Here is a 23,063-nt window from a genome sequence, read left to right as displayed (position 1 = left end):
TAATTCTCCTTATCTTTTATCCTGCGGCATTCCTTCTGAATTTCGGGCGGCATACTTTGCGCGGATTTCTTTTTCCACAAAATCCGGAACAAATTTGTGAATGTCGCCGCCAAAAGCAGCTACTTCTTTTACTACCGTGGAGCTGAGGTACGCATACTCCAGCGAGGTAATCAGAAACGTGGTATCTACTTCCGGTTCCAGAACGCGGTTCGTCTGTGCCATCTGCAGTTCATATTCAAAGTCTGTGATCGCGCGGAGTCCGCGGACGATCGTATGCGCCTGGCATTCCTTCGCAAAATCAACAGCGAGCCCGCTGAAAGAACGGACTTCGACATTTGGAATGTCCTGGGTCGCTTTCTTTAGTATATTAACACGTTCTTCCACAGAAAACAACGGAGATTTTGAGGAATTATGTAAAACTCCCACGATTACGCGGTCAAAAAGCTTGGATGCACGCAAGATAACATCCAGATGACCATACGTTACAGGGTCAAAAGTTCCCGGGTATACGGCTGTCTTCATGATTCTTTTACTCCTTCGTGTTTGCTTTTCGGGGTAAGGAATACATGGACATTTGTCTTATAGATTTTTTTCTTCAGAATTTCGTATCCGGCATCCTCCGCCCAGTCGAAATCAGTATTCAGCGATGCTTCTACAATAATTAAGGTATCCTCACCGATAAAAGAGGCGTCGCGGAACGCATACAGCACGTCCTTTTCCAGTCCCTTATCGTATGGCGGGTCCATAAAAATGCAGTCAAAAGGCTCCTGTCCCTGAAGCGACTGCAGAGCTGCATGCGCTTCCATGGGCAGGAGCACTGCCTGCTGTTCCAGCTTCGTAAATTTTAAATTCTGCCGGATACAGTCTGCTGCAGCTTTGTTCTGCTCTACGAACCACGCGCGCTCGGCGCCGCGGCTCAACGCCTCGATTCCGATCGCCCCGCTTCCGGCGAACAGATCGAGAAAACGCGCATCCGGCAGATACGGCTGAAGCATGTTAAATAAGGTTTCTTTGATCCGGTCCGTCGTCGGCCGGGTCTGTCTGCCGGGAACCGTCTTTAATGGAAGACTCCGGCATTTTCCTGCTATTACTCTCATGTTGGTCTTATTTTCGTCCTTACTGTTTTTGTTTGATGGATCAGTCGGCTTTCAACTGCTCTCTCCAGTCCAGATCTCCTCTTGCAAGTCCCAAAATCAGAGACTCCGCGGTTCCGATATTTGTTGCAATCGGGATATTGTACTGGTCGCAGGTACGGATAATTTTGTAGACATCCGGCTCTTTCGGATTGATCATCGTCGGATTGTAAAAGAAAATTACCATATCCATATCGCCGCGTTCAATCATCTCGGTAAACTGTTTGTCTCCGCCTACGCTTCCAGGCAGAAACTTGTGTACATGAAGGTTCGTCACCTCTTCAATCCGCCGTCCGGTGGTTCCGGTGGCGTACACCTCATGTTTCATGAGGATTCCCTTGTATGCAATACAGAAATCCTCGATCAAACTCTTCTTGCTGTTGTGTGCTATGATTCCAATATTCATTACTGCAAACCGCCCCTTCTCCTGTTTTTACTACCATGTACAGCAATTATAACAAATTTATTTTCAATACGCAATTCTTTTTGTGAATTTTTTACACAGTTTTTATATTTTTTTCTGACGTTCCATTTTTCCTTCTTCTTTTACTTTCTCCGCTTTTCCGGAAAAAATACAGAATCTGGAAGTTTATTTTTGTTTTCTTTCCACATACTATGACCGTAGCAGAACAGATGAAAAACACATCCGGATCTGCTTCACAGCAGCTTTTAACAAGCACAAAGATAAAGGAGGGAATGAACATGGCGAATCGTTCATCGAATACCGCAGCAGTACCAGAAGCAAAAGGCGCTCTGGACAAATTCAAATTTGAGGTGGCAAGCGAACTCGGCGTGCCGCTCAGTGATGGCTACAACGGTAACCTGACTTCCAAACAGAATGGTTCTGTCGGAGGTTATATGGTCAAAAAGATGATTGAGCAGCAGGAACGCCAGATGTCCGGCGGTTCTTCTGGCCAGTACTAATCATCCCGGTATAACATCCTGATGCCGGAACAGGCATCAAAAAGCGTGAGCTCTTTTCTTTTCGGAAAAGCTCACGCTTTTTTCTTGCTCCTGCAGAGCTGGTACATAATACTTACAGATCAATGCTTCCGGTTACATCATCATTGATTACGTAGTAAGCAGTAAATTCCTCCGGTTTTACATAAACCTTCAGGCTCTTTAATTCCTCTGCTTTCTTGCCATATCCTTCGATCCAGATCTGCTGGATTCTCTCGTACAGATCTTTCTCCTTGATTTCTCTTCCGCCGAACTGCAGAATCATCTCCTGCTCCGCTTCTTTCTTTGCTGCTTTTGCAGGTGATTTTTTCTCTGCCGGCTTTTTCACTGCTGCTGGTTTTTTCGGTGCAGCCGCTTTCTTTGTCGTTGTTTTCTTTGCTGTTGTGCGGGTTGTTTTTGCAGCTTTTGCTGCCGGTTTTTCTTCTGCTTTTGCAGGTGCTTCCTCTGCTGCTGCAGTTTCCTTTACAACTTCTTTTGCAACTTCTTTTACAGCTTCTTTCTCTGCTGCGGTTGTTTTTTCTGCTGCTTTGGTCTCTACTTTTACTGTCTCGTTCTCTGCTGTCTTAGCCTGGGCAGCTGGTTTTTTCTTTACCATATCTGTTTCCTCCCATTTGGACCGGCCCTGTATATTTTGGAAGAGCCATCCTGCGAACTATTATTCAGGCGAACGCTTGACACTCACGGTCCGCACATTTTTTGATTCCTTGTTTATGATACATGAATTTTTTTGTCATTTCAAGTAATATCTGATTTCGCACGAATTTTCCACGAAATTGTACAGTCATTTTCCATACTATCCAATCAGGCTGTTACTTTTATCCGATTTTGCATTTTAAAGCCGGATTTTTTTTGTAATTTTTCACAATCCAATGTCGTGGTTTTCCAGATCAAGATACGATTTCATTACCTTTTTCAGCAGTTCATGCTCCGGTTTTTCAAAATAAGGATCGTCGGCAAGCAGTTCTGAAGCCGCCTCACTCGCTTTCTGCAGGATATCGGCATCCCGGAAAATATCTGCCATCTGGAATTCCATATCCCCGCTCTGGCGCGTTCCCAGCAGATCGCCGCTGCCGCGCAGTTTCAAATCTTCCGAAGCAATATAAAACCCGTCGTTCGAATGGTTCAGGATTTCCAGACGTTTGGCGGTCTCCTGATCTTTGTTTCCGCGGATGAAAATACAGTAGGACTGATGCTCTCCTCTTCCGACACGTCCGCGGAGCTGATGGAGCTGTGCAAGGCCGAACCGTTCGGCATTTTCCACCATCATCACCGTCGCATTCGGCACGTTGACACCGACCTCCACGACTGTCGTCGAGACGAGTACCTGGATTTCTCCGCTGGCGAACCGCTCCATGATCTCGTTTTTCTGCGCCGCCTTCATCTGTCCGTGCAGCATCTCTACTGTGATGCCCAGCAGCTCTTTTTTCAGGAGCTGTGTATAGTCGGTGACGTTTTCCGCTTCCAGACCCTCGCTCTCCTCCACCATCGGGCAGATCACATACGCCTGACGGCCCAGTTCGACCTGACGCGTGATAAAGCGGTAAGCTTTTGGACGGTAAGACGTATCCACCACACAGTTTTTGATCGGCAGACGCTTCGCCGGAAGTTCATCAATCACAGAAATCGAAAGATCTCCGTACAGAATGATAGCCAGGGTTCTTGGAATCGGCGTTGCACTCATAACGAGAACATTCGGCGGTTCCCCTTTTTCAGCAAGTGCCGTTCTCTGCCGGACACCGAAGCGGTGCTGTTCGTCTGTGATGACAAGCGCCAGATTTTTGTACTGTACCTTTTCCTGAATCAGTGCATGTGTGCCGATCACCATTTTGCAGCTTCCGTCTTCCAGACTGGCATAGAATTCCCGGCGTTCTTTTGCTTTCGTGGATCCAGTCAGAAGGCGGGGATTGTATCCCGTCAGATTGTTTTCTTTCAACAGAGTGCAGAGCGATTCATAATGCTGCCGCGCCAGAACCTCCGTCGGAACCATCAGCGCCGATTGGTAGCCGTTCTCAGCTGTCATAATCATTGCAAGGAATGCCAGAATCGTCTTTCCGCTTCCGACATCTCCCTGTACCAGCCGCGCCATGCGGGTATGGCCTTTTAAGTCCCGCTCCAGTTCGCCCCACACGCGCATCTGTGCATTCGTGAGACGGTACGGCATATTTTCGATGACTTCCTCCGTCTTCCAGACGGCGCGGATCGGGAACACATTGGTAATTCCCTCCGTCTGCTCTTTTAACTGCCGCAGGGACAGGATGAAGAGAAAAAACTCTTCGAACACAATTCTGCGCCGCGCCGTTTCCAGATGCTCCTGGTCTTTTGGAAAATGAACCTCATGGAGGGCATAATTGATTTCACAGAGTTCATACCGGGCACGGATTTTTTCCGGCAGATAGTCCTGCGCAGGTGCGCATCGTTCCAGCACCTGTGCAACGGCCTTGCTCACCATCTTGTTCGTGAGACCGGCTGTCAGCCCATAAACCGGCTGAAGACTTGCCAGAAGCTCATGGTATGCGGCAGGAGTGAAGATTTCCGGCTGCTCCATCACGAGACGGCCTGATTTTTCCTGTATCTTTCCGCGGAAGATAAAAACACTGCCTTTCTTCAGCGTGCTCCGCAGAAACGGCATATTAAACCAGGTAAGCTGCAGCCGCACCGGCTCCTCGTAGAGTTCCAGGACAACGACGCTCTTTCTCTGGTTTCCTTTTACCGACGGACTGTGGACAATTCTTCCGTATACCGCATTCTTTTCCTCTTGTCTGCATTCGCGAAGGGGAACCGGCTCTGCATAGCAGTCATAATCTCTTGGATAATAATGCAGAAGCTGCTGCAAATTGTAGATTCCTACTTTTGCAAACAGCTTCTCCGTTTTTTCACCGATCCCCTTCAGTGTTGTCAGGGGTTCCGTATTCATATTTTTCTTTCCTTACTCTTATTCAACCGAAACGACACAGTAGTAAATCGCTGTCCGCCATAGTTTACTTCCACATCGCAGTCCGGATATGCCTGCTCGATTTTTTCGCCAAGGCTTTCGGCATCTTCCTCACTCATATCTTCACCGTAGTAGATGCTGATCAGCTCGCTGTCCTCATCGACCATGGCGCGGATGGTTTCTTCTGCAACGGTAAGAATATCCTGTCCGACAGCGAGAAGTCCATGATCGCCAAGTCCCATGATGTCGCCCTGATGGATCTCTTTCTCATCGATGTGGGTATCACGTACCGCGTACGTTACCTGACCGGTTTTTACCATCTGGATGCCCTCTGTCATGGCCTCCTCGTTCTCTTCTGCAGATTTCTCCGGCACATAGCTGATCATGGCTGTGATGCCCTGCGGAACGGTTTTGGTCGGAACAACGATGATATTTTTGTCCTCAGTCATGGCTTTTGCCTGATTTGCTGCGAGGATGATATTTTTGTTGTTCGGCAGAATAAAGATATTCTTTGCATTGACCTTCTCAATTGCAGTCAGCATATCCTCGGTGCTCGGGTTCATGGTCTGACCGCCCTCGATCAGGTAATCAACACCGAGTCCCTGGAAGATCTCTTTGATTCCCTCTCCGATGGACACGGCGATGAATCCGTTCTCCTTCGGCGGCTGTTTTGCTGCTTCTTTTCTCTTCTTATCTTCCTCTGCCTGCTGTGCTGCGATCTTTTCTGCGTTCTTGATCAGGCGCTCCTGATGCTCCTCACGCATGTTGTCGATCTTCATTCTGGTCAGCTGTCCGTACGTCAGCGCCTTGGAAATTGCTTTTCCAGGATCGTTGGTATGTACGTGTACCTTAACCAGCTCATCGTCTGCAACGAGAACGATCGAATCTCCGATTCCATTCAGGAAATCTTTGAATGCATAAACCTCTTCATCCGGAAGCGGGTTTTCCAGCATAATGATAAACTCGGTGCAGTAGCCGAATTTGATTTCTTTTTCTGTCTCTTTGGACGGTCTGACAAATTCTGTCTTTGCTTCCGGCATCTCGAAATTCAGATCAATCTCTTTCCCGAGGAACGCGTCATATGCGCCCTGCAGTACGGTTAAGAGACCCTGTCCGCCGGAATCCACAACGCCTGCCTCTTTTAATACCGGAAGCATCTCTGGTGTCTGGGAGAGCACGTACTCTGCATGCGCGAGAACGTCCTCGATGAATGCGTTCAGATCTTCGCTTTCCGGTGCAAGCTCTGCTGCTTTCTCTGCTGCTCCCTTTGCCACGGTCAGGATGGTACCTTCTTTTGGCTTCATAACGGCTTTGTATGCAGTCTCGACTGCTTTTTCCATTGCCTCTGCAAGAATCTCTGCATTCAGCTCTTGATAGTCGCGGATCTTCTTGGTAAAGCCACGAAGGAGCTGGGAAAGAATAACGCCAGAGTTACCTCTGGCACCGCGCAGAGAACCGGAAGAGATTGCCTTGGAAAGGTTGTACATGTTCACTTCTGTGAGCGAGTTTACTTCCTTGACTGCGGACATGATCGTCAGCGTCATGTTGGTACCTGTGTCGCCGTCCGGTACCGGGAACACGTTCAGCTCATTGATCCACTCTTTCTTTACTTCCAGATTTTTTGCACCAGCCAGAAACATTTTTGCCAGTAAGCCGGCATCAATTGTATTTGTAGCCACTTTCTTCATTTCCTCCTATTACCATCAGTCGATGACGCGAACGCCTTCAACCAGGATGTTGATTTTTTCAATTTCCATTCCGGTGAACTCTTCCACCTTGTATTTCACATTATTGATCAGGTTATCTGTTACGGCAGAAATACTGACTCCGTAAGAAACAATCACGTGGAAATCCAGGGAAATTTTATTTTCCGAAATCGATACATTGATTCCGTGTGTCAGACTCTCTTTTTTCAGAAGTTTGACCAGTCCATCTTTCATGTTTACCGCTGCCATTCCGACAATGCCGAAGCACTCCACAGCAACGCTGCCCGCATACAGGGCGATTACATCCGGATTGATTACGATTTCTCCCAAGCCTGTATTCATACGACCTTTCATGCCTTGTATCCTCCAATTCCATCATACTATTCAAAACACATGGAGACAGGAATAACTGACTCCACTCTACGATACATTATAACCGCTTTTCCGCAAAAAAGAAAGTTTAAAATGAAAAACCTTCAAAATTCATATAATTTTTTCATTTTTTACTTGCAAAACCGGTATAGATCTGTTAGAATGACTTATGTTGTGAGTCTAAAATGCGTTTTGACTCAAGTACGTATGTCAAGGAGGTGCAATCATGGCAAAGTGTGCAATTTGTGAGAAGGGTGCTCATTTCGGAAACAACGTAAGTCATTCACATAGAAGAAGCAATAAAATGTGGAAATCTAACGTAAAATCTGTCAAAGTTAAAGTTGACGGTGTACCGCAGAAAATGTACGTATGTACTTCCTGCTTAAGATCCGGAAAAGTAGAGCGTGCATAAGTTGAATGGTTAAAAGGCCTTTCCAGTCCGGGAAGGCTTTTTTGCTGTTTAAAAATAGAATTAAGATTTTAAAAAAAGTTCTGGGAAGAGCAAACAGGACATAAGTTTTCGCTTATGCCCTGTTGTGCTCTATTTTTTATATTTTAAAAGGGAGAAAAAAATAGCGTGGTCTCTTAAGCTGAACCTGCCAACGATCCATATGCTTAGCAAAAGAAAAAGAGCATCCTACCGAAACTTTCATTCTGGTAAGACGCCCTCGTCTTGATCTATGATATTAGTATAGTTGGCTGATTCATTTAAGATGGACTTATTATAGCGCAGCTTTCTTCATTTTGCAAGTATTTCTCTGTACAAATCAGCCAGTTCATTTCCGATCTTTTTGTGCATCTTTCACTATTCCCCTGTATTGCAGAACAGATGATATCCCACGCACAGCAGCAGAGCGGCCGCAAGAACCGTAAGAAATGAGCTGCGGATCATCAGGCTGATGAGAAGCCCGACCCCCATCCAAAACAGCAGAAAACCTAAAATTCTGCACAAACGAGCTTACTCCTTATCCGCCTCTTGGTTTATTATATGCTCTACTTTCTCTGCGGTATACCCGTCCTCTTCCTTTTTGCCGGTAAAGCGGCTGATCAGATCCGGAGCCATGTCAATGATTTTGGTCACAGCATCCTGGTTTTTGATGTTGACCAGACGCGTTCCGTTTTTGCTGATGACAAGAACGGCGCTCGGAGAAATTTTTCCGCCCATACCGCCTCCTGCATTGTTCTTTGCATTTTCTGCGAATGCGCCCGCTCCCACGCCGAAGGAAACGTCTACCAGCGGCAGAAGAATCGTATCCTCAATGTGGATCGCCTCACCTACGACCGTCTTTGTTGTGATAAAACTGTCCATTCCGCGGAACAGTGCTTCTACGGTATTCTGAAATGTGTTGTCCTTTTCTGCCATCTTTTAGGCCTCCTTGTGTTTGAAATGTCGTATGGTTTTCCGAAGATTCTGATCCCGGAATAATCGAAGTGCAATGCCGGCTGCTGTCACAGCCTGAAAACTTCCTTTCATCCGGACATCGCCCTGGAGAATTTCCTGTTCGAAATCCGGCTGGATGGAAAGGTCTTTCGGCAGTTTTCCATAAATCATACCCAGAATGCCGAGTGTCTCTCCGGTCAGTGCCGGATCGTTAAATCCGAACCGGACTGTGCCGGTTACTTTTTTCGGTGCTGCTTTCTTCAGGAAATAAAGCACTTCTTTCTTTGCATGGAGCAGCGCCTCACGGAACATCTTCGAACGGAAGAATTTTTTCACACTCTCCCACTTTCTTTTTAACCGTCTGCCTGCCTGGATTTTCTGCTCCAGTTTTTCAAGCAGACGGAACGGAAGTTCCAACAGCCGGAAAGCTGTCTGCAGCAGACGGCTGGCAAGATTCAGCAGTTTTTCCGGAAGATATTCGATCCTTCCGAAAAACCGTTCCAGAATGCTTTTTTTCGGCGCATCCGGTTCCTGCTCTTGCTCTGGCTGCTCCTTCTGTGCTGTCACCTTCTGCTGCTTTTCTTTCTGGTCCGGTGCTTTCTGCTCTGCTGTTTTTTCTGCTTCCAGCGCATTTTCTGTCTCATTTTCCTCCGTCCGGGGCACGGACGCTTCTCCCCGGCGGATCTTTTTCAGCCGCCGTTTCCATGTTTCCAGTGATGCCCCGAAAAGCAGAATCTGCGCCTCCGACTTCTGTTCCTCATACGAGGCCGTCAGCGCGACAGCTCCGAAAAGCCACGATACTCTTCCGCTCGCTTTTACGCAGGCAAATCCCTCTTCTTCTTTCAGAACCTGCGCCCGGTAGCAAAAAGGAAGAAACAGGACGGTGCAGACGATAAGAAGCACGAGAAACAGTAAAACAAGGAGTAAAATCCCCAGTGCCTTCAAAATCATGAATAGTATATGTATCATTCACATCCCTCAATCCGGTTCAGCAGCCATTCCCGGATTTTTACTTCTCCGGTTTCCCGATAAGTTTCCAATGCGATCGCCTCCACAAGCTCAAAAGCTTCCTCGCGCGACACGGCAAGTCCGACAATCATCGGACAGTTTCTCCGCACGGCCGGCTGTAAAAGCAGATCCGCCGGAATTACATCCAGATTGTTCTGCTGATTGGAAGGCAGTGTGAGGAGCCAGACTCCCGGAACTGCTTTTTTGTTCTCAATCCGGCGCATCCATTTTTTCTGTTTCTTTTTTGCAGTATCCCCGACGTACAGATTTTTATACCAGTTTACCATATTTTCCCTGAGCTTGTGGCTGAACCTTCCATAAATTTGCTCTCTTCAGTTCCAGATACTCCTGATAGGCCTTTTCCAGAATCTGCCGTTCATTGGAAAACTTCAGCAGATGATATGCTTCGTGATACTTGTAATAGCCCGAATCCACAAAGTATTCTTCTCTCTGTGGACGGCTGTAGTAGCCGGATGAGACCATCAGATACCAGTGCACCTCTTTTTCCACGGTGTCCTCCGGAATGCTGAAGCTGTACTGGCTTTTTCCCACGTACTTGATGATGGTGCCGTGCACGCCGGACTCCTCATATACCTCGCGGACAGCAGTCTGTTCATGGGTTTCTCCCGGCTCAACGGTTCCTTTCGGCAGAACCCAGCCTTCATATTTGTTGCGGTAGCTTTTGTAAAGCGTCAATATTTTTCCACGGTAGATTACGATACCTCCGCAGCTTACTGCTTCGATCATACGTTTTAAGCTCCTTCTGGCTTTTTCCATTCTCTGACAGCTCTTTTCTTCCCGCTTGCCGCCAGATCTTCTGTTAAAAAGTATACCTCTTTTCCCGCCCCCGCGCAACCTTAAAACCGCATCCTTTTTCTAACATTTTTCTAAAAATTCAGAAAACGCGCCCGAACCCATCCTTTCCGGTTCGAACGCGTTTTTTTCATCGTTTACTGCTGTGCATAATATGCTTCAATTACCTGTCTTGCAATCGGTACAGCGACTTCACTCGAATATCCGCCGTTTTCTGCCACAACAGCAATGACAATATCAGGATCATCCGCATTGGAGAATCCGACAAACCAGGAATGCGGTGTCTCTCCGTCGCTTCCGTGTTCTGCGGTTCCTGTTTTACCGGCGATATTGTACGGCAGATCCGAAAGTGAAACTGCAGTTCCGTTCTGGACAACGCCTTTCATCAGCTCTGTCAGCGTATTGGCTTCGCTCTCGGACATTACCGTGCCAAGAGACTCTTTGTAAAAGGTTTTGACTGCCTGTCCGTCCGCAGACACAATGTTATCCACATAACGCGGTTTGATCATTTCTCCGTCATTTGCAACCGCGGAGGCGATCAGTGCCATCTCCATCGGTGTTACCAGCGTATCGCCCTGGCCAATGGAGGTCTGCATCACAAGAGCATCCGCCGTTGTCGAATCAAGATCGAAAGAACTTTTGCTGGTCGGAAGCTCCAGATCCAGACGGCTGTTCAGATACAGGGAATCCGCCAGCGAGCGGAAGGCATCTTTATCCAGCCCAAGGCCAATCTGTGCAAAGGCAGAGTTGCACGAATGTGCAAACGCACCTGCAAAATCTTCCGGTCCATGCACTTCACCACCGGAGCAGTGAATCGTATAGTTTCCTGCTGTCAGCTCACCGTCACAGTCGAACGAAAAACCGTCCAGTGTGCCGTTCTGACGGAGATACGCAAGCGAAGTAACAATCTTGAACGTAGATCCCGGCGGATATCTTCCCTGCAGACCGCGGTTCAGAAACACGCCGCTCTCATCGTCTGCGTTCAGTGCCTCCCAGTCCTCATCAATCGTATTAGGATTAAAAACCGGATTGCTCACATTGGCAAGTACACGGCCCGTTTTTGCCTCCAGCACGACAACTGCACCGCGGTATCCGTCCAGTGCATCGGCCGCGGCCTGCTGGAGTGTTGTATTCAGCGTTGTATAGAGACTGTCTCCCGGGTTCTTCGCATCGCTGAATTCATTCTTTACCTGCTTTAACTTACTTGTATGGGACTCCATCAGCATATAGTTGTAGGAAGATTCGAGGCCGCTGTTTCCTTTTCCCGTGTAGCCAACCACCTGCGCAAACAGGCTGCCGAACGGATACGTTCTTACCTCATCCCCGTTTTCATCTGTCGTCGTCTTTGCCAGTTCCTGGCCGTCCGCAGAATAGATTGTTCCGCGGATCACGCGCTCTGCATAGTTATTCTGTCTCGTATTGTAAGAACTATTCAGAAATTCTTCTTTCCGCACGACATTAAAGTAAACGAGATACGCGATCAGCCCAAGAAACATGGCCACGAACAGGAACGAAACGATCAGATACGGCCCTGCGCCGTTGTTTGCCGCCTTACCAGTGGAGGCTGTTCTCGGTCTGCTCTTCGATCCGCCGTTCGAATTCATCCGGCTGCTCGCGGTACTTCTGGCGGGTTCCCTGTCCATCGTTCCGGCTGCCGCTCTTCTTTCGTCTTTCGGTCTCTTCGTCCGGGCGTCGTTTTTTCTTGGCGCCTGGGTCGTTTTTCTGCTGGTTTCGTTTCTTCTTGTTTCGTCTTTTCTCAAGCTCCTCACCTTCGTCTTCCCTTAAGATGTACAATCCCTGAATGATCGACAGCATCAGCACCGTGGAGAACATAGAGCTTCCTCCATAGCTGACCAGCGGCAGCGTGATACCTGTCATAGGAATAAATTTAATGGTTCCTCCGATGGTGAGGAACACCTGTGTCGCATATTCCGTTCCAAGACCCATGGCAATCAGTTTGTAGAACCGTTTGCTCATCTTCATGGAAATATTGATAATCAGAAGGAATGTGGACATGCACAGCAGAATCAGGCAGATTCCGAAGATAATGCCCATCTCCTCACAGATCGCACAGAAAATAAAGTCTTTCGTTGCAACCGGGATAATGTCAGGCCGTCCCTCGAAAAGGCCGGTTCCGAACCATCCGCCGGAGCACATGCCGAAGAGGCCCTGTGCTAACTGGCTGCTGATATCCCAGTTTCCGATCGGATCCTGCCAGAGTGCCACACGGTTCCGTACATGGGAAAACAGGAAATACGCCACAACGCAGGCGGCACTCATTCCCGCAAGTCCCAAAAGCGGATATCTGGCTTTTCTCGTTGCCACATAGATTACAACCACGTACGCCATAAAGAAGACGAACGCAGTTCCAAGGTCGGTGGATGCAACAAGGATCAGCACATGAACTGCCGCAATGACCGTTGCTTTCACAACGTTTCCAAAGGAATTATCCTCGCGCAGCATGCCTGCCATAAAGAACACGAGTGTGATCTTGGCAATCTCGGAGAGCTGGAACGTAATGCCGTGGATTTCGATCGACAGCTTCGCACCGCCGGAAGTAAAGCCAAGCACCATAACGACGGAAAGCATGGCAATTCCGAGCACAGCGTAAATCCAGGTCAGATTTTTCAGGAACTTGCCCTTTCGGACAATGACCGGAATGATGAAGCAGAGCAGTGTGGATGCCGCCAGAATTTTGTACTGGGACATCGCCTTTGACACGCTCAGTCTCGTCAGAATAATCATGCTGATCGAGAGCAGCATACACATGTTGTTTACCAGGATCATCGATGCCTTCCGGTAAATCAGGCGGTACAGGATCTGTACGCCCAGGATATACGCCATCGTGAGCAGAAACATCTGAATCGTTGATACTTCGCCCTCCTGGAGGAACATCACGAAGAAACAGATGAAATTCATCAGAACGATCATGATGATCTGCCGCATCAGAATGTAATGGCGCTCATCCTCATCCCGCTCTTTGAGTGCAGCAAACGACTGCACGGTAAAACAGATCATGAGGAAGGTAATCACATATTTTGATAACTGAACAATGGTATTTTCCATAAATTCCCCTTATTTTTTCTCACCGTTTACTCTACTTTCCGGCGGAAATGGCCTTTGGTATATTCCTGTTCGGCCGGAACTGCGATTCCTTTACAGTACGTTCCAGCAAACGCAGCGGCGATTTCTTTTGTCTCCTCCAGTGTCTCGATGGTAAAATTCAGCCGCACCGCAGCCGGATGCATGGACCGGATCTCATCGGCTTCTTTTACCAGGCCGAGCGGAAGGCTGTTGTAGATCACACTGTAGCACGAGGTGCAGTAACTCTTCACCGGGAAGTATTTTCCCATCCGGTCTTTTAAGCGTACCAGGGAATAACTGTGATTGCAGCCGTTCAGGTTCTTCTGGACACACTGGGCGGAAACCATCATCGGAAGGTAGCCGTAGACCACTATTTCGCTGTTCGTATTGTCACGTTTTCCGATTTCCCACTCGTTCAGCTCATACGGAACGGTATCACGCTGCACGCCCTGCTCCTGCCAGAATGCCTGCGCACGGCTGTTGTACGTGTAAACGCTGTAATCGAGCCGGATATCCTTTTCCATTCCCATCTCTTTCAAAAATGAAAAGCTTTCGAGATTGCGGATCAGGAAACCGCCAAGACCGATCTCCTTCAGACAGCGGAACGTGTCGCGGTATTCCTTCAGATCGCCTTCACGTACAACGTGCGGCAGCATCAGATAAACCTGTTTTCCCAGTTCTTTCGCCTGCAGGATGCCTTTTTCCGCCTGCTCTTCGAAGATTTCCCGTTTGAAGCATCCCATGCCGGCGTAGATCGTCGTGATCTCCGGAATCTCGAGCAGCGCATTCCACTGGGCTCTCGTCTCGGCAGATGCGGTCAGCTCCATTTTCTTTTCTGCCCTGCTCTCCTGGTCCGGTTTTCCAGATGCTTTTGCTTCCTGTTCCGGCTTTTCCGCTGCTTTTCTGCGGTATGGCTCTGTCATCTCTTTCACCAGCTGGTCCGAAACGCCTCTCCGCAGCTCATTTAACGTCTGCATCGGCACGAAACAGTTGTCATCCATACAGATATCGAGTTCTTTGAAATAGAATGGTGTCTCGCCTGTCTTTTCCAGCTGTGTTTTTACGCGTTCCTCGGTCAGCGGCTGCTTCTTTGCCGGTTCTACCATGCCCGCCTCTGCTGTTACGCTGTATTTTCCGCTTTCTGCACTTAAGAACGCCGGCTGGCCCGGATACAGGGTCAGAAAGCCGGAAATCGGCTCTTTTGCCTCAGTCTCGATATAATCTCTCTGGATCTCATAAAAGAGCTGCTCATTTCTGCGCTGTTTCTTTTTATTTTCCTGCTCTTTTTCGTTCTTCAGCGCCATCATATCGCGTCCGTTTCTTACGGTATAATAGCTTTTGTTGAAACCGTCACGGTTATACAGCTCATACAGCTTTTTCATGTCCTCCGGCAGAACGTGGAAACGGGACGGCTTTTTTTCGTACAGATCGAGGTATTTGCGGTAAATGCTGACAACGCCCGCTGTATACTCCGGCTTTTTCATTCTGCCTTCGATTTTGAGGGACATAATCCCGGATTTTACAATCTCCGGCAGCAGTTCTACCGTACACATATCCTTCGGGCTTAACGGATAGCGGTCGCCCGGCTCCCCCATGCGGTGGTTGTCTTTATCGTACGCTTCGTACGGCAGACGGCACGGCTGCGCGCATCTTCCGCGGTTTCCGCTTCTCCCGCCGATCAGGCTGGAAAAAAGGCACTGTCCCGAATAGCAGTAGCAGAGCGCCCCGTGGACGAAGCATTCAATTTCAAGGTTGGTCGTCCGGTGGATTTTCTGGATCTCCGCAAACGAAAGCTCACGGGCTGGTACCACACGCGTCGCGCCAAGGCTCTCCAGGAAACGCGCTCCCGCAGATCCTGTCACTGTCATCTGTGTGCTCGCATGAATGTCGAGATCCGGGAACCAGGAGCGGACCGCCTTTAAAACGCCCATATCCTGGACAATCACGGCATCCAGTCCCTGCTCATAGTACGGACGCAGATACGGATACAGTTTCTCTTCCAGTTCCTCCTCTTTTAAGAGGGTGTTGACCGTCAGATACAGTTTCCGGTTCCGCAGATGGACGTAATCGATGGCTGAGAGAATCTCCTGCTCATCCAGATTTTTTGCATACGCTCTTGCGCCGAATGCGGCTCCGCCGAGATAGACGGCATCCGCACCGGCGGAAACCGCCGCTTTTAACGCTTCCATCGAACCGGCTGGTGCTAATAATTCTGTCTTCATCTTTATCTCCTAAAAACGGGCGATTACCTGTTCCGCAATCCCCCGTTTTTCCTTCTTTTACGCTTTTAATAAATCTTCCAGATCCTTATTTGCCTTATCAAGCTGCCGCTGCAGTTCTTCCATCTCGCCGCGCACATGTTCCAGCTCGATTCGTTTCTCTTCCAGCTCTTTTTTCAGATCGCCGGCCTGGATTTCCGCTGCGATCAGATCGTGCTTCATATCGTAGGTTTCCCGGTCTTTGGCTTCCATATCCTCTTCGAGGGTATCTACCTGGCTTTTTGCTTTGAAATAGTCGTCTGCAATGTTCAGTGCAAGCAGTGTGTGCTTCGTATCCACCGACAGGCGGTTGTATCCGGCTGACTGGGAAAGTTCGCTGATCTTCTGATTCAGATAAGCAGCTACTTTCTGCAGATATTCCGGGCTCTCATAGCCTCCCAGTGTGATAATTTTTCCATCTATTAAAACCTGTGTTGTATTTTTTACAGCCATTCTTTTGCTTTTCCTCCACTGAATTTAACCGGACCAAACTTCCGGCTAATATAACCTATCATATACCGAAAATGGAAGAAAAACAACCTTTTTCTGCAAAAAGCGACAGAAAATGAAAGATTCAGGGCTTTTACTCTTCGATCTTACGCGGTGCCTCCAGCCCCAGGTGGTGCCAGGCAAATTCCGTTGCCACTCTTCCGCGCGGAGTGCGGTTGATAAATCCGGATTTGATCAGGAACGGCTCGTAGACATCTTCGATGGTGCCGGCATCTTCTCCAATCGATGCTGCCAGGGTATCGAGTCCCACCGGACCGCCCTGGAACTTTTCCATAATGGTGGTAAGAAGCAGCCGGTCAGTCTGATCCAGTCCGTAACGGTCTACTTCCAGCAGATCGAGAGCAAATGATGCGACCTCTTTTGTGATTCTTCCATCGTATTTCACCTGGGCAAAGTCGCGGACACGCTTTAAAATCCGGTTTGCCAGACGCGGTGTTCCCCTGGAACGGCGCGCCATCTCAAGCGCTCCCTGCGGGTCCACCTCCACATTCAGTACTTTTGAGGAGTGCAGGATAATGTTGGCCAATTCTTCCTCCGTGTAAAATTCCAGATGGTGGATGACACCGAACCGGTCGCGGAGCGGGGCAGTCAAAAGACCTGCACGCGTTGTTGCGCCGACCAGCGTAAACTTCGGCAGATCCAGGCGGATCGAGCGCGCCGAAGAGCCTTTTCCGATCATGATATCAATCGCAAAATCCTCCATCGCTGGGTAAAGAACCTCCTCGACCTGGCGGTTCAGGCGGTGGATCTCATCAACAAACAGGACGTCGCCCTCCTGCAGATTGTTGAGGATCGCTGCCATCTCACCCGGTTTTTCGATCGCCGGGCCGCTCGTTACCTTCATATGGGTTCCCATCTCATTTGCAATGATGCCCGCCAGCGTTGTTTTTCCAAGTCCCGGAGGGCCGTAAAACAGCACATGATCGAGAACATCACTTCGCTGTTTTGCTGCTTCAATATATACTTTCAGGTTCTTTTTCGTCTTTTCCTGTCCGATGTAGTCGTCCAGGTGCTGGGGACGGAGCGAACCTTCGATTTTCACGTCCTCCTCGAGAACGTCAGTTGTGATAATTCTTCTTTCCATCGTTATAAGGTTTCCTTCTTCCACAATTTAGGACCATCTGCTAAAACATATGCTTCAATGCCGCTTTCAGCACAGCCTCGCTGTCCATGCCTTCGGTGATTTCGACTTTCTTTACTGCCTGCAGTGCTTCCGTTCCGGAGTAGCCAAGCGCAGTCAGCGCCTGTACCGCATCCTGGAAGGCATCCGGTTCGCCTGTCTGCCGTACCGCCGCAGCCGCCTGATTTCCTGCCAGCTTCTGCTCGAACGCTTCCTGCAGGTCGAATTTGTCTTTTAATTCCAGAATCAGCTTCTGCGCGGTCTTCTTTCCGATGCCCGGTGTTTTGGCAATCGCCTGGACATCTTCCGAGAGGACGGCAAAGCGCAGATTGTCTGCAGTAAGCGTGGACAGCACCGCAAGCGCCGCTTTTGGTCCGATGCCGCTTACGCCGATCAGCATACGGTATATTTCAAGATCTTCACGGGACAGAAAGCCGAATAGGGAAATTCCGTCTTCCCGCACACTCATATGGGTATATATCTTTAACTCTTCTCCCTCCCGGATGCCTGCGTCGAACATACTCGCTGGAATATTCAGCTCATAGCCGATTCCATGGCTTTCGAGAATCATTTTTCCTTCCGAAAGAGAATCTACAGTTCCTTTGATAAATGCAATCATGTTTTTCCTCCAAAGCGCCGTTTTCTTTTTTCGAAAGCGAACGCACATTCTATTATAGCAGAACTTTTCTCATCACGCAACGATTAGTCGCTGTCTTTCTTGCATGTCAGATTTTTTCGTCTTATAATATCTTTAGATTCAAAAAAGTTTTTCAAAGGAGACAAAAAACCTTATGCAGATCATAGATTCTACCCCCGCTGCTCTCTCTGCCAATCTTCAGATGTATCTGAGAAACGGCGATGTCTTTTTCGATATTGAGACGACCGGCCTTTCCTGGCGTACCTCGCATCTCTATCTGATTGGTGCGCTGTTCTTTGACCCGGCCGCGGATGCTTTCACACTGCGCCAGTGGTTTCTTGATCGACCGACCGAAGAAAAAGAGATGCTTGTCTCTTTTTTCACGTTTCTTTCCGACGTGAAGCAGCTGGTGCATTTTAATGGAACGACATTTGATCTTCCTTACCTCACACACAAAGCACTGTTTTATCAGATGGAAGATCCGCTTTCGTCAATCGCATCCCTGGATCTTTATCAGGCACTCCGCCCGTTTCAGTCAATCCTGGGACTTTCTTCAATGAAACAGAAAAATGTGGAACAGTATCTCTCATTCCCACGGAAGGATCAACTTAACGGAAAACAGTTGATTTCTGTTTACCACGACTATCTTCAGACACTGGATGAAAAGAAACTGGAACTGCTTTTCCTTCACAATTATGAGGATGTCCTCGGCATGGGTTCTGTTCTGGAACTGCTCGCGCTTCCTGCCCTGTTTCACGGCGATTTTTCTGTCCAGTCGTGTCGTTTTACCGGACAGACACTGGAAGTTTCACTGCAGCCCGAGCGGGAAGTTCCGGTTTTCCTCTCCCGTGTCTGCGCGGATGGTTCTCTTACAGCCTTTGGTTCACGGGTTTCTCTCTCCCTGCAGACGCATACGGCGGAGCTGAAATATTTCTTCCCGGACTATAAGAATTACTATTATCTTCCGCTGGAGGATCAGGCTGTTCACAAGAGCGTTGGCGCGTTTGTCGATCCGGAACACCGTCAGAAAGCAAAGGCTGCCAACTGCTATCAGCGGCGGACCGGTACATTTCTTCCGCAGCAGAAAGAGTTTTTCACCCCGGCCTTCCGCGAGGATTTCAAAAGCCGCCCTTACTATTTTGAGTGGTCCGATGCCTTTCTTTCGCAGGAAAATCTCCTGAAAGAGTATCTCTGTTCCGAGCTTCAGCTCTTTTTCAAATACGATAGCAAAACCAGAAAATAAAACAGCCGTACACGTTTTTGCATGCACGGCCGTTTTTCCGGGACTGTCCTTTCCAAGCAGTCCTTTATTTTTTCTCTTCTTTCTCTTCTACCTTTTTTTCTTCCTTTTTCAGAGAAGCATGATGCGTTCCCTGCAGATGCGGATAGGCGCGCAGATAACGTTTCGTTGTCAGGCGCATCAGCCAGTTGGTCGGAAGCTGCGGTTTTGTCATCTGGTCAAAGCGCTCCAGCAGCTCTTTAAGATCCGGCATCTTATCGCTGCGCACATCAAATCCAAGTGCCGCAAACCGTTCTTTCTGCTCTGCTCCGAACTCGGTCAGGCGTTCCTTCTGCTCTGCTCCGAACTCCATCAGGCGGTTCTTCGACTCGGAAAGCGGATTTCTTCTTCCCTCGGCTTCTTTCCGCTCCTTCTCCAGCTTCTGCATCTGCTCCATTGCCTCAGACAGTGTCTGGCGTTTCTCGGCCAGATATTCTTTCATCTTATCTCTGGAATACTCTGCACGATACTGCTGTACTTTCGCATTCATCTCCTCGGCAAGCTGGTTAAAGCGGGATTTCTGCAGATATTTCATAAATTCTCCCCACGTTTTCTCCAGACTGCGCATCTTCTGTCCCAGCTGGAATGCTGCGGCTGCGGAAAATCCAAAATCTACCAGATAGCAGACGGTAACAACGGAAACAATGATCTCTCCTGTAGTATCCGAAACAAGATTCACTACTTTCACGGCAATCGGCTGCAGAATATAGAACAGCCCCAGTGTAAAGAATCCCCAGGCAATCGAACTGCTGAGGCAGATCTTTCCCTGAAAATTAAACTTCTGATTGCTGTAGTCCCACCAGTGCGCATGAAAAATGGTCTCCATCAGCACGCCGGTTACATATTCCAGAACCGTCGCTACAATGACACCTCCGAAATACAGTGCCCAGACGTTCGCTTCAAACGGGCGCAGGATCAAGTATACCATAACAGCGCCGGTGCCGTACAGTGTCAGCAGCGGACCATTGACAAAACCGCGGTTGACCAGTTTTTTCTGCCGGATCGATACATAGGAACTCTCCCAGATCCATCCGCAGAAGCTGTACAGCCAGAACCATGCTAGAACGTGGTACAGATCCACACCCAGAATCTTCGTCTCCCACATAAACTTTCATCCCCTTTTTCTTTTCTGGTGCCAAAAACAGGATGATAAGAAAATACCGCAGGCAACAGGTTTCCTGTCTGTTCAGGAAACCCGGTTGTCTACGGCATTCTAATCATCCAACTGCAGCACCTGCAAGTTAAATTATTCTTACTCTTCTACTGGCTCTTCGTTTTCCAGAGCTTTCATGCTCAGAGAGATTTTTTTGTCTTCCTCGTTGAAATCAACTACTTTTGCAGTGATTTCCTGTCCGATTTTCAGTGCATCAGACGGTTTCTCAACGTGCTCTCTGGAGATCTGGGAAACATGAAGCAGAGCATCTACGCCCGGCTCAAGCTCAACGAATGCACCAAAGTCAGTCATACGGGCAACACAGCCTTCTACTACGTTGCCTACAGCGTATTTATCAGCAGCGTTCAGCCACGGATTCTCTTCCGGGAATTTTAAGGAAAGAGCGATCTTGTCGCCGTTGATGTCTTTGATCAGAACTTTTACAGTCTCACCAACTTTGAATACTTTTTTCGGGTTCTCTACGCGGCCCCAGGACATCTCAGAGATGTGAAGCAGTCCGTCAGCTCCGCCCAGATCGATGAATGCGCCGAAATCGGTAACATTCTTAACAGTTCCCTCTACAACATCGCCAACTGCAATGCGTGCGAACAGTTCTTCCTGCAGTTTCTTCTTCTCAGCAACGATGAGCTGTTTGCGGTCACCGATGATGCGTCTTCTTCTCGGGTTGAACTCGGTAATAACGAATTCAATTTCCTGATCTGCATATTTAGACAGATCTTTTTCATATACATCAGATACAAGGCTGGCCGGAATGAATACTCTGGTCTCCTCAACAACTACGGATAATCCTCCGTTCAGTACCTGTGTTACTTTTGCTTTCAGAACTTCATGATTCTCGAATGCTTCCTCGAGTCTCTTGTTGCCTTTTTCAGCAGCAAGTCTCTTGTAAGTAAGAAGGACCTGTCCCTCTCCATCATTTACTTTCAGAACTTTGACTTCCATTTTGTCACCTGGCTGTGCAACGGTGTGAAGATCGATGGAAGAATCGTTGGAATATTCGTTTTTGGTAAGAATACCATCGGCTTTGTATCCGATATTCAGGATAATCTGATCGTCTTTGACATCGATTACAGTACCCTCAACGACTTCTCCGTTTCTGATTGTTTTAAATGATTCATCCAGCATTTGTTCAAAACTCATTTCTGACATTTTTTGAACCTCCTCAATTATTTTATTCGGGGTGGATGCCCCAGCTGTAATACCTACGCGACCAAATGATTGAAAAGGCTTAGATTCCAAATCAACGAGTGTCTCTATAAAGTAAGTATTTTTACATTCTTCTTTACATATCTCATACAGCTTTTGCGTGTTTGAACTATGTCTGCCTCCCACGACAAACATGGCATCAACCTTCCTGGCAATTGCTCTCGCTTCCGTCTGTCTTTCCTCGGTAGCGTTGCAGATAGTCTTTAAAACAGTACTATCATAACTCTTTTTCAAAAAAATTTCAACTAAATCTTTAAATTTGTTGTAATTAAATGTCGTCTGTGCCACAATAGATATTGGTTTTCCATTTTCGGGCACAAAACTTTCCGCTTCTTCGGCGGTATGCATCACGGTAACCGGGCCGCTCGCCCATCCCATGATGCCCTGTACCTCCGGATGATCCACGCTTCCGATGATGACGACGTGGCGGCCTTTTCTGCCCTCCTCGTCCACAATCCGGTGGATCTTCTTGACAAACGGGCACGTCGCATCTACAATCTTCATGCCGCGCGCTTCGATCTTTTCACAGACATCCCGCGACACGCCATGCGACCTGATCACAACGGTTCCGCCGGAAAGCCCCTCTAGTTCATCTTCCGAATGGATCACCTGCACGCCGCGGTTTTCGAGATCCTCCACAACCTGTTCGTTGTGAATAATCGGCCCGAAGGTGTAGACCGGCTTTTCACCGCTCTCAATTTCACGGTATACCGTATCGACCGCCCGTTTGACGCCGAAGCAGAAGCCTGCACTTTTTGCAACAGTTACTTCCATCTGTTTTTCTTCTCCTCTTTTCTCTGCCGCGTTTACATGCGCTCGCGGGCAAGGCTTAAGATCTTTTCCACAACCTCATCGATCGTCATTTCAGAGCTGTCAACGAGTACGGCGTCTTCTGCCTGTACCAGCGGGGAATGCTCTCTGTGCATGTCCTGATAATCACGCTCATTGATATCTTCCTCGATTTTCGCAAGATCGGCTGTCTGTCCCTTTTCGGTCAGCTCTTTCCAGCGGCGCAGTGCGCGGACATGGGCACTTGCTGTCAGATAGACTTTCAACGGTGCGTTCGGCAGAACGGCAGTTCCGATATCGCGGCCGTCCATCACAAGATCCGTATTCTCCGCCATCTCCTGCTGCAGCTCCACGAGTTTTTTCCGTACTTCCAGATAGGCGCTTGTCGCGGATGCCATCTTTCCAGCCTCCTCGGTGCGCAGTCTTCCGGTGACATTGACGCCGTTTAAATAAACCTGCTGCTCTCCGTTTTCGTAGGAAATGGAAATTTTCACATCTTTGCAGGCTGCCTCAATTTTTCCTGCTCTTCCGGTGCAATGCCAAGATCTGAAAAATAGATGCCCATGGCACGGTACATTGCTCCTGTATCAACGTAGACAAACGAAAGCTCCTTTGCCACACGTTTTGCGATTGTACTTTTGCCAGCGCCTGCCGGTCCGTCAATTGCAAGATTAAATCTCATCTTCTCTCTTCCTCCTGAA

At 48.4% G+C, this 23,063-nt stretch carries 22 protein-coding genes and 2 pseudogenes; 3 read left to right on the top strand and 21 right to left on the bottom strand.

The window, feature by feature from the left end:
* Positions 1-9 precede the first annotated feature (9 nt).
* Genes coaD through DW965_RS06760 form a run of 3 tightly spaced genes read right to left on the bottom strand, consistent with a single transcriptional unit; the run spans position 10 to position 1,539 of the window.
* Entirely contained in the window at positions 10-522 is a 513-nt protein-coding gene (coaD, locus tag DW965_RS06770; protein WP_055265195.1) for a pantetheine-phosphate adenylyltransferase, read from the bottom strand.
* Positions 519-1,097 (bottom strand): 16S rRNA (guanine(966)-N(2))-methyltransferase RsmD, encoded by a 579-nt coding sequence (gene rsmD, locus DW965_RS06765; protein ID WP_022461889.1) that lies wholly within the window; start codon positions 1,095-1,097, stop codon positions 519-521. Before rsmD ends, coaD begins: the two co-directional genes overlap by 4 nt.
* A gap of 40 nt (positions 1,098-1,137) precedes the next feature.
* Positions 1,138-1,539, bottom strand: coding sequence for a methylglyoxal synthase (locus tag DW965_RS06760; RefSeq protein WP_022461890.1), 402 nt, complete (start codon positions 1,537-1,539; stop codon positions 1,138-1,140).
* A gap of 296 nt (positions 1,540-1,835) precedes the next feature.
* Between DW965_RS06760 and DW965_RS06750 the strand changes: the two genes are divergently transcribed.
* Entirely contained in the window at positions 1,836-2,057 is a 222-nt protein-coding gene (locus tag DW965_RS06750; protein ID WP_022461891.1) for an alpha/beta-type small acid-soluble spore protein, read from the top strand.
* Positions 2,058-2,169: 112 nt separating this feature from the next.
* Here DW965_RS06750 and DW965_RS06745 read toward each other — a convergent pair whose 3' ends face one another.
* The 4 genes and pseudogenes from DW965_RS06745 to DW965_RS06730 all read right to left on the bottom strand — a co-directional run bounded on the left by DW965_RS06745 (position 2,170) and on the right by DW965_RS06730 (position 7,085).
* Positions 2,170-2,688: a DUF6465 family protein gene (locus tag DW965_RS06745; protein ID WP_055265199.1), complete on the bottom strand. Its 519-nt coding sequence runs from the start codon at positions 2,686-2,688 to the stop codon at positions 2,170-2,172.
* 264 nt (positions 2,689-2,952) lie between these two features.
* A complete protein-coding gene (recG, locus tag DW965_RS06740) occupies positions 2,953-5,007 on the bottom strand; it encodes an ATP-dependent DNA helicase RecG (protein WP_117760320.1) in 2,055 nt (684 codons plus the stop codon).
* A gap of 18 nt (positions 5,008-5,025) precedes the next feature.
* A pseudogene (locus tag DW965_RS06735) lies at positions 5,026-6,704 on the bottom strand (DAK2 domain-containing protein).
* 24 nt (positions 6,705-6,728) lie between these two features.
* On the bottom strand, positions 6,729-7,085 hold the full coding sequence (locus tag DW965_RS06730; RefSeq protein ID WP_022461895.1) for an Asp23/Gls24 family envelope stress response protein: 357 nt from the start codon (positions 7,083-7,085) through the stop codon (positions 6,729-6,731).
* Positions 7,086-7,329: 244 nt separating this feature from the next.
* On the opposite strand from DW965_RS06730, the gene rpmB reads away from it, so the two are divergent.
* Positions 7,330-7,515, top strand: a complete 186-nt coding sequence (gene rpmB, locus DW965_RS06725; protein WP_022461896.1) for a 50S ribosomal protein L28 — start codon at positions 7,330-7,332, stop codon at positions 7,513-7,515.
* 393 nt (positions 7,516-7,908) lie between these two features.
* Here rpmB and DW965_RS19305 read toward each other — a convergent pair whose 3' ends face one another.
* The 11 genes from DW965_RS19305 to ruvA all read right to left on the bottom strand — a co-directional run bounded on the left by DW965_RS19305 (position 7,909) and on the right by ruvA (position 17,896).
* Positions 7,909-8,055, bottom strand: coding sequence for a hypothetical protein (locus tag DW965_RS19305; RefSeq protein ID WP_167622772.1), 147 nt, complete (start codon positions 8,053-8,055; stop codon positions 7,909-7,911).
* 6 nt (positions 8,056-8,061) lie between these two features.
* A complete protein-coding gene (locus DW965_RS06720) occupies positions 8,062-8,466 on the bottom strand; it encodes a GerW family sporulation protein (protein ID WP_117760321.1) in 405 nt (134 codons plus the stop codon).
* Between the two features lie 3 nt (positions 8,467-8,469).
* Positions 8,470-9,453 carry a DUF2953 domain-containing protein gene (locus tag DW965_RS06715; RefSeq protein ID WP_117760322.1) on the bottom strand — a complete coding sequence of 328 codons (984 nt, stop codon included), beginning with the start codon at positions 9,451-9,453 and terminating at the stop codon, positions 8,470-8,472.
* The gene (locus tag DW965_RS06710; protein WP_022461899.1) at positions 9,450-9,779 is read right to left on the bottom strand and encodes a hypothetical protein; all 330 of its coding nucleotides are present in this window, start codon (positions 9,777-9,779) and stop codon (positions 9,450-9,452) included. The genes DW965_RS06715 and DW965_RS06710 overlap by 4 nt, the downstream gene beginning before the upstream one ends.
* A complete protein-coding gene (locus DW965_RS06705; RefSeq protein ID WP_117508996.1) occupies positions 9,763-10,239 on the bottom strand; it encodes an NUDIX hydrolase in 477 nt (158 codons plus the stop codon). The genes DW965_RS06710 and DW965_RS06705 overlap by 17 nt, the downstream gene beginning before the upstream one ends.
* Before the next feature lie 203 nt (positions 10,240-10,442).
* Complete coding sequence (locus DW965_RS06700; protein ID WP_243034501.1) at positions 10,443-11,801, bottom strand: peptidoglycan D,D-transpeptidase FtsI family protein; 1,359 nt, start codon at positions 11,799-11,801, stop codon at positions 10,443-10,445.
* A gap of 55 nt (positions 11,802-11,856) precedes the next feature.
* The gene (locus DW965_RS06695) at positions 11,857-13,371 is read right to left on the bottom strand and encodes an FtsW/RodA/SpoVE family cell cycle protein (RefSeq protein WP_119198173.1); all 1,515 of its coding nucleotides are present in this window, start codon (positions 13,369-13,371) and stop codon (positions 11,857-11,859) included.
* 26 nt (positions 13,372-13,397) lie between these two features.
* The gene (locus tag DW965_RS06690; protein ID WP_117801024.1) at positions 13,398-15,611 is read right to left on the bottom strand and encodes a U32 family peptidase; all 2,214 of its coding nucleotides are present in this window, start codon (positions 15,609-15,611) and stop codon (positions 13,398-13,400) included.
* Positions 15,612-15,668: 57 nt separating this feature from the next.
* On the bottom strand, positions 15,669-16,100 hold the full coding sequence (zapA, locus tag DW965_RS06685) for a cell division protein ZapA (protein WP_055226374.1): 432 nt from the start codon (positions 16,098-16,100) through the stop codon (positions 15,669-15,671).
* Positions 16,101-16,230: 130 nt separating this feature from the next.
* On the bottom strand, positions 16,231-17,241 hold the full coding sequence (gene ruvB / locus DW965_RS06680) for a Holliday junction branch migration DNA helicase RuvB (protein ID WP_022461905.1): 1,011 nt from the start codon (positions 17,239-17,241) through the stop codon (positions 16,231-16,233).
* A 40-nt stretch (positions 17,242-17,281) separates the two neighbouring features.
* Positions 17,282-17,896, bottom strand: coding sequence for a Holliday junction branch migration protein RuvA (ruvA, locus tag DW965_RS06675; protein WP_117508999.1), 615 nt, complete (start codon positions 17,894-17,896; stop codon positions 17,282-17,284).
* 172 nt (positions 17,897-18,068) lie between these two features.
* On the opposite strand from ruvA, the gene DW965_RS06670 reads away from it, so the two are divergent.
* A complete protein-coding gene (locus DW965_RS06670; protein WP_117801021.1) occupies positions 18,069-19,157 on the top strand; it encodes a ribonuclease H-like domain-containing protein in 1,089 nt (362 codons plus the stop codon).
* 64 nt (positions 19,158-19,221) lie between these two features.
* Here DW965_RS06670 and DW965_RS06665 read toward each other — a convergent pair whose 3' ends face one another.
* The 3 genes and pseudogenes from DW965_RS06665 to cmk all read right to left on the bottom strand — a co-directional run bounded on the left by DW965_RS06665 (position 19,222) and on the right by cmk (position 23,044).
* Positions 19,222-20,298 (bottom strand): putative ABC transporter permease, encoded by a 1,077-nt coding sequence (locus tag DW965_RS06665; RefSeq protein WP_117801018.1) that lies wholly within the window; start codon positions 20,296-20,298, stop codon positions 19,222-19,224.
* 147 nt (positions 20,299-20,445) lie between these two features.
* Positions 20,446-22,347, bottom strand: coding sequence for a bifunctional 4-hydroxy-3-methylbut-2-enyl diphosphate reductase/30S ribosomal protein S1 (locus DW965_RS06660; RefSeq protein ID WP_118594754.1), 1,902 nt, complete (start codon positions 22,345-22,347; stop codon positions 20,446-20,448).
* Positions 22,348-22,379: 32 nt separating this feature from the next.
* Positions 22,380-23,044 (bottom strand): annotated as a pseudogene (gene cmk / locus DW965_RS06655) ((d)CMP kinase).
* Positions 23,045-23,063: the final 19 nt, after the last annotated feature.

The organism is Blautia sp. AM47-4, from assembly GCF_003479865.1.
GTDB classification, from domain to species: Bacteria; Bacillota; Clostridia; order Lachnospirales; family Lachnospiraceae; genus Fusicatenibacter; species Fusicatenibacter saccharivorans.
Note: the sequence above shows the minus strand (reverse complement) of the source record. Positions and strands in the feature narration are given on the sequence as shown.

Bases quoted from the DNA above. Each gene is read 5' to 3' on its own strand.
- DW965_RS06730 (WP_022461895.1), bottom strand. From the start codon at position 7,085: ATGAAAGGTCGTATGAATACAGGCTTGGGAGAAATCGTAATCAATCCG.
- DW965_RS06750 (WP_022461891.1), top strand. From the start codon at position 1,836: ATGGCGAATCGTTCATCGAATACCGCAGCAGTACCAGAAGCAAAAGGC.
- rsmD (WP_022461889.1), bottom strand. From the start codon at position 1,097: ATGAGAGTAATAGCAGGAAAATGCCGGAGTCTTCCATTAAAGACGGTT.
- recG (WP_117760320.1), bottom strand. From the start codon at position 5,007: ATGAATACGGAACCCCTGACAACACTGAAGGGGATCGGTGAAAAAACG.
- rpmB (WP_022461896.1), top strand. From the start codon at position 7,330: ATGGCAAAGTGTGCAATTTGTGAGAAGGGTGCTCATTTCGGAAACAAC.
- DW965_RS06720 (WP_117760321.1), bottom strand. From the start codon at position 8,466: ATGGCAGAAAAGGACAACACATTTCAGAATACCGTAGAAGCACTGTTC.
- DW965_RS06760 (WP_022461890.1), bottom strand. From the start codon at position 1,539: ATGAATATTGGAATCATAGCACACAACAGCAAGAAGAGTTTGATCGAG.
- DW965_RS06660 (WP_118594754.1), bottom strand. From the start codon at position 22,347: ATGGAAGTAACTGTTGCAAAAAGTGCAGGCTTCTGCTTCGGCGTCAAA.
- zapA (WP_055226374.1), bottom strand. From the start codon at position 16,100: ATGGCTGTAAAAAATACAACACAGGTTTTAATAGATGGAAAAATTATC.
- coaD (WP_055265195.1), bottom strand. From the start codon at position 522: ATGAAGACAGCCGTATACCCGGGAACTTTTGACCCTGTAACGTATGGT.
- DW965_RS06710 (WP_022461899.1), bottom strand. From the start codon at position 9,779: ATGGTAAACTGGTATAAAAATCTGTACGTCGGGGATACTGCAAAAAAG.
- DW965_RS06700 (WP_243034501.1), bottom strand. From the start codon at position 11,801: ATGTTTCTTGGGCTGATCGCGTATCTCGTTTACTTTAATGTCGTGCGG.
- DW965_RS06665 (WP_117801018.1), bottom strand. From the start codon at position 20,298: ATGTGGGAGACGAAGATTCTGGGTGTGGATCTGTACCACGTTCTAGCA.
- DW965_RS06715 (WP_117760322.1), bottom strand. From the start codon at position 9,453: ATGATACATATACTATTCATGATTTTGAAGGCACTGGGGATTTTACTC.
- ruvA (WP_117508999.1), bottom strand. From the start codon at position 17,896: ATGATTGCATTTATCAAAGGAACTGTAGATTCTCTTTCGGAAGGAAAA.
- DW965_RS06690 (WP_117801024.1), bottom strand. From the start codon at position 15,611: ATGAAGACAGAATTATTAGCACCAGCCGGTTCGATGGAAGCGTTAAAA.
- DW965_RS06745 (WP_055265199.1), bottom strand. From the start codon at position 2,688: ATGGTAAAGAAAAAACCAGCTGCCCAGGCTAAGACAGCAGAGAACGAG.
- DW965_RS06705 (WP_117508996.1), bottom strand. From the start codon at position 10,239: ATGATCGAAGCAGTAAGCTGCGGAGGTATCGTAATCTACCGTGGAAAA.
- DW965_RS06695 (WP_119198173.1), bottom strand. From the start codon at position 13,371: ATGGAAAATACCATTGTTCAGTTATCAAAATATGTGATTACCTTCCTC.
- DW965_RS06670 (WP_117801021.1), top strand. From the start codon at position 18,069: ATGCAGATCATAGATTCTACCCCCGCTGCTCTCTCTGCCAATCTTCAG.
- ruvB (WP_022461905.1), bottom strand. From the start codon at position 17,241: ATGGAAAGAAGAATTATCACAACTGACGTTCTCGAGGAGGACGTGAAA.